Origin of the sequence: Streptomyces sp. ADMS (assembly GCF_033441795.1) — a bacterium.
Classification (GTDB): Bacteria; Actinomycetota; Actinomycetes; order Streptomycetales; family Streptomycetaceae; genus Streptomyces.
This window is the reverse complement of record NZ_JAVFVX010000221.1, coordinates 1-5,194: the sequence shown is the minus strand read 5'-3', so window position 1 is coordinate 5,194 and position 5,194 is coordinate 1. Positions and strand designations below refer to the sequence as shown.

Sequence of the window (5,194 nt, the reverse complement as noted above, 5' to 3'; positions counted from 1 at the left end):
AACACAGTGGACGCGAGCAACTGAGGACAAGCCCTCGGCCTATTAGTACCAGTCACCTCCACCCGTTACCGGGCTTCCAGATCTGGCCTATCAACCCAGTCGTCTACTGGGAGCCTTACCCCATCTAGTGGGTGGGAACACTCATCTCGAAGCAGGCTTCCCGCTTAGATGCTTTCAGCGGTTATCCCTCCCGAACGTAGCCAACCAGCCATGCCCTTGGCAGGACAACTGGCACACCAGAGGTTCGTCCGTCCCGGTCCTCTCGTACTAGGGACAGCCCTTCTCAATGTTCCTGCGCGCGCAGCGGATAGGGACCGAACTGTCTCACGACGTTCTAAACCCAGCTCGCGTACCGCTTTAATGGGCGAACAGCCCAACCCTTGGGACCGACTCCAGCCCCAGGATGCGACGAGCCGACATCGAGGTGCCAAACCATCCCGTCGATATGGACTCTTGGGGAAGATCAGCCTGTTATCCCCGGGGTACCTTTTATCCGTTGAGCGACGGCGCTTCCACAAGCCACCGCCGGATCACTAGTCCCGACTTTCGTCCCTGCTCGACCCGTCGGTCTCACAGTCAAGCTCCCTTGTGCACTTACACTCAACACCTGATTGCCAACCAGGCTGAGGGAACCTTTGGGCGCCTCCGTTACTCTTTAGGAGGCAACCGCCCCAGTTAAACTACCCATCAGACACTGTCCCTGATCCGGATCACGGACCCAGGTTAGACATCCAGCACGACCAGACTGGTATTTCAACGACGACTCCACAGACACTGGCGTGCCCGCTTCAAAGTCTCCCAGCTATCCTACACAAGCCGAACCGAACACCAATATCAAACTATAGTAAAGGTCCCGGGGTCTTTCCGTCCTGCTGCGCGAAACGAGCATCTTTACTCGTAGTGCAATTTCACCGGGCCTATGGTTGAGACAGTCGAGAAGTCGTTACGCCATTCGTGCAGGTCGGAACTTACCCGACAAGGAATTTCGCTACCTTAGGATGGTTATAGTTACCACCGCCGTTTACTGGCGCTTAAGTTCTCAGCTTCGCCACCCCGAAGAGTGACTAACCGGTCCCCTTAACGTTCCAGCACCGGGCAGGCGTCAGTCCGTATACATCGCCTTACGGCTTCGCACGGACCTGTGTTTTTAGTAAACAGTCGCTTCTCGCTGGTCTCTGCGGCCACCCCCAGCTCAGGAAGTAAATTCCCTCACCAGTGATGGCCCCCCTTCTCCCGAAGTTACGGGGGCATTTTGCCGAGTTCCTTAACCATAGTTCACCCGAACGCCTCGGTATTCTCTACCTGACCACCTGAGTCGGTTTAGGGTACGGGCCGCCATGAAACTCGCTAGAGGCTTTTCTCGACAGCATAGGATCATCCACTTCACCACAATCGGCTCGGCATCAGGTCTCACCCTCAAGTTGTGCGGATTTGCCTACACAACGGGCTACACCCTTACCCCGGGACAACCACCGCCCGGGATGGACTACCTTCCTGCGTCACCCCATCACTCACCTACTGCAGGTCTGGTCCGTCGGCTCCACCACTCCCCTTTGCCCGAAGGCTCCAGGGCGGCTTCACGGACTTAGCATCGCCTGGTTCAATGTTTGACGCTTCACAGCGGGTACCGGAATATCAACCGGTTATCCATCGACTACGCCTGTCGGCCTCGCCTTAGGTCCCGACTTACCCTGGGCAGATCAGCTTGACCCAGGAACCCTTAGTCAATCGGCGCACACGTTTCCCACGTGTGTATCGCTACTCATGCCTGCATTCTCACTCGTGAACCGTCCACCACTGCCTTCCGGCGCAGCTTCACCCGGCACACGACGCTCCCCTACCCATCACGATCCCCGTTGGGGGTATATATCGCAATGACACGACTTCGGCGGTACGCTTGAGCCCCGCTACATTGTCGGCGCGGAATCACTAGACCAGTGAGCTATTACGCACTCTTTCAAGGGTGGCTGCTTCTAAGCCAACCTCCTGGTTGTCTGTGCGACTCCACATCCTTTCCCACTTAGCGTACGCTTAGGGGCCTTAGTCGATGCTCTGGGCTGTTTCCCTCTCGACCATGGAGCTTATCCCCCACAGTCTCACTGCCGTGCTCTCACTTACCGGCATTCGGAGTTTGGCTAAGGTCAGTAACCCGGTAGGGCCCATCGCCTATCCAGTGCTCTACCTCCGGCAAGAAACACACGACGCTGCACCTAAATGCATTTCGGGGAGAACCAGCTATCACGGAGTTTGATTGGCCTTTCACCCCTAACCACAGGTCATCCCCCAGGTTTTCAACCCTGGTGGGTTCGGTCCTCCACGAAGTCTTACCTCCGCTTCAACCTGCCCATGGCTAGATCACTCCGCTTCGGGTCTTGAGCGCGCTACTGAATCGCCCTGTTCGGACTCGCTTTCGCTACGGCTTCCCCACACGGGTTAACCTCGCAACACACCGCAAACTCGCAGGCTCATTCTTCAAAAGGCACGCAGTCACGACTGCATGTGCAAGCACATACAGCGACGCTCCCACGGCTTGTAGGCACACGGTTTCAGGTACTATTTCACTCCGCTCCCGCGGTACTTTTCACCATTCCCTCACGGTACTATCCGCTATCGGTCACCAGGGAATATTTAGGCTTAACGGGTGGTCCCGCCAGATTCACACGGGATTTCTCGGGCCCCGTGCTACTTGGGTGTCTCTCAAACGAGCCGTTAATGTTTCGACTACGGGGGTCTTACCCTCTACGCCGGACCTTTCGCATGTCCTTCGCCTACATCAACGGTTTCTGACTCGTCTCATGGCCGGCAGACCATGAAAGAGAGATCCCACAACCCCGTATACGCAACCCCTGCCGGGTCTCACACGCATACGGTTTGGCCTCATCCGGTTTCGCTCGCCACTACTCCCGGAATCACGGTTGTTTTCTCTTCCTGCGGGTACTGAGATGTTTCACTTCCCCGCGTTCCCTCCACACACCCTATGTGTTCAGATGTGGGTGACAGCCCATGACGACTGCCGGGTTTCCCCATTCGGAAACCCCCGGATCAAAGCCTGGTTGACGACTCCCCGGGGACTATCGTGGCCTCCCACGTCCTTCATCGGTTCCTGGTGCCAAGGCATCCACCGTGCGCCCTTAAAAACTTGGCCACAGATGCTCGCGTCCACTGTGCAGTTCTCAAACAACGACCAACCACCCACCACCCCGCCCTTCACAGGCGAGTTCACTGGGGCCGGCACTGAAGACAGACCTTGCGGCCATACCCTCAGACACCCAACAGCGTGCCCGGCACTCTCACCGCTTCCCTCATTCGTTCCACGCCCCGAAGGACAGTACTGGAAGGAGAAGACAGCCAAGAGTGCCGAATAATCAACGTTCCACCCATGAGCAACCACCGTCGAACGTATGCCGACGTAATGGCCCTGGACCACCGGGCAGTGCCCGGCGGCCTAGATGCTCCTTAGAAAGGAGGTGATCCAGCCGCACCTTCCGGTACGGCTACCTTGTTACGACTTCGTCCCAATCGCCAGTCCCACCTTCGACAGCTCCCTCCCCGTAAGGGGTTGGGCCACCGGCTTCGGGTGTTACCGACTTTCGTGACGTGACGGGCGGTGTGTACAAGGCCCGGGAACGTATTCACCGCAGCAATGCTGATCTGCGATTACTAGCAACTCCGACTTCATGGGGTCGAGTTGCAGACCCCAATCCGAACTGAGACCGGCTTTTTGAGATTCGCTCCGCCTCACGGCATCGCAGCTCATTGTACCGGCCATTGTAGCACGTGTGCAGCCCAAGACATAAGGGGCATGATGACTTGACGTCGTCCCCACCTTCCTCCGAGTTGACCCCGGCAGTCTCCTGTGAGTCCCCATCACCCCGAAGGGCATGCTGGCAACACAGAACAAGGGTTGCGCTCGTTGCGGGACTTAACCCAACATCTCACGACACGAGCTGACGACAGCCATGCACCACCTGTACACCGACCACAAGGGGGGCACTATCTCTAATGCTTTCCGGTGTATGTCAAGCCTTGGTAAGGTTCTTCGCGTTGCGTCGAATTAAGCCACATGCTCCGCTGCTTGTGCGGGCCCCCGTCAATTCCTTTGAGTTTTAGCCTTGCGGCCGTACTCCCCAGGCGGGGAACTTAATGCGTTAGCTGCGGCACCGACGACGTGGAATGTCGCCAACACCTAGTTCCCACCGTTTACGGCGTGGACTACCAGGGTATCTAATCCTGTTCGCTCCCCACGCTTTCGCTCCTCAGCGTCAGTAATGGCCCAGAGATCCGCCTTCGCCACCGGTGTTCCTCCTGATATCTGCGCATTTCACCGCTACACCAGGAATTCCGATCTCCCCTACCACACTCTAGTCTGCCCGTATCGAATGCAGACCCGGGGTTAAGCCCCGGGCTTTCACATCCGACGCGACAGACCGCCTACGAGCTCTTTACGCCCAATAATTCCGGACAACGCTTGCGCCCTACGTATTACCGCGGCTGCTGGCACGTAGTTAGCCGGCGCTTCTTCTGCAGGTACCGTCACTTTCGCTTCTTCCCTGCTGAAAGAGGTTTACAACCCGAAGGCCGTCATCCCTCACGCGGCGTCGCTGCATCAGGCTTTCGCCCATTGTGCAATATTCCCCACTGCTGCCTCCCGTAGGAGTCTGGGCCGTGTCTCAGTCCCAGTGTGGCCGGTCGCCCTCTCAGGCCGGCTACCCGTCGTCGCCTTGGTGAGCCACTACCTCACCAACAAGCTGATAGGCCGCGGGCTCATCCTGCACCGCCGGAGCTTTGAACCCACCCCCATGCGAGGGAAGGTATTATCCGGTATTAGACCCCGTTTCCAGGGCTTGTCCCAGAGTGCAGGGCAGATTGCCCACGTGTTACTCACCCGTTCGCCACTAATCCACCCCGAAAGGCTTCATCGTTCGACTTGCATGTGTTAAGCACGCCGCCAGCGTTCGTCCTGAGCCAGGATCAAACTCTCCGTGAATGTTTACCCGTAATCGGGTCGACACCACGAGAGCGGAACAGTCAGGCGGAATAAGCCCGACCGTTCACAGCGTCCTCGCTGTGTTTTACTTCAAAGGAACCTCGCCCTCCCGAACGGGAGAGACGGGGTATCAACATATCTGGCGTTGATTTTTGGCACGCTGTTGAGTTCTCAAGGAACGGACGCTTCCTTCGTACTCACCCAAGA

At 57.4% G+C, this 5,194-nt stretch carries 2 rRNA genes; both read right to left on the bottom strand.

Features of this window, described 5'->3' with window-relative positions:
- Positions 1-22 precede the first annotated feature (22 nt).
- Positions 23-3,145: ribosomal RNA gene (locus RB628_RS39355) — 23S ribosomal RNA — on the bottom strand.
- 315 nt (positions 3,146-3,460) lie between these two features.
- A 16S ribosomal RNA gene (locus RB628_RS39350) occupies positions 3,461-4,987 on the bottom strand.
- Together the 16S and 23S rRNA genes form the textbook arrangement of a ribosomal RNA operon.
- Between the last annotated feature and the right edge of the window lie 207 nt (positions 4,988-5,194).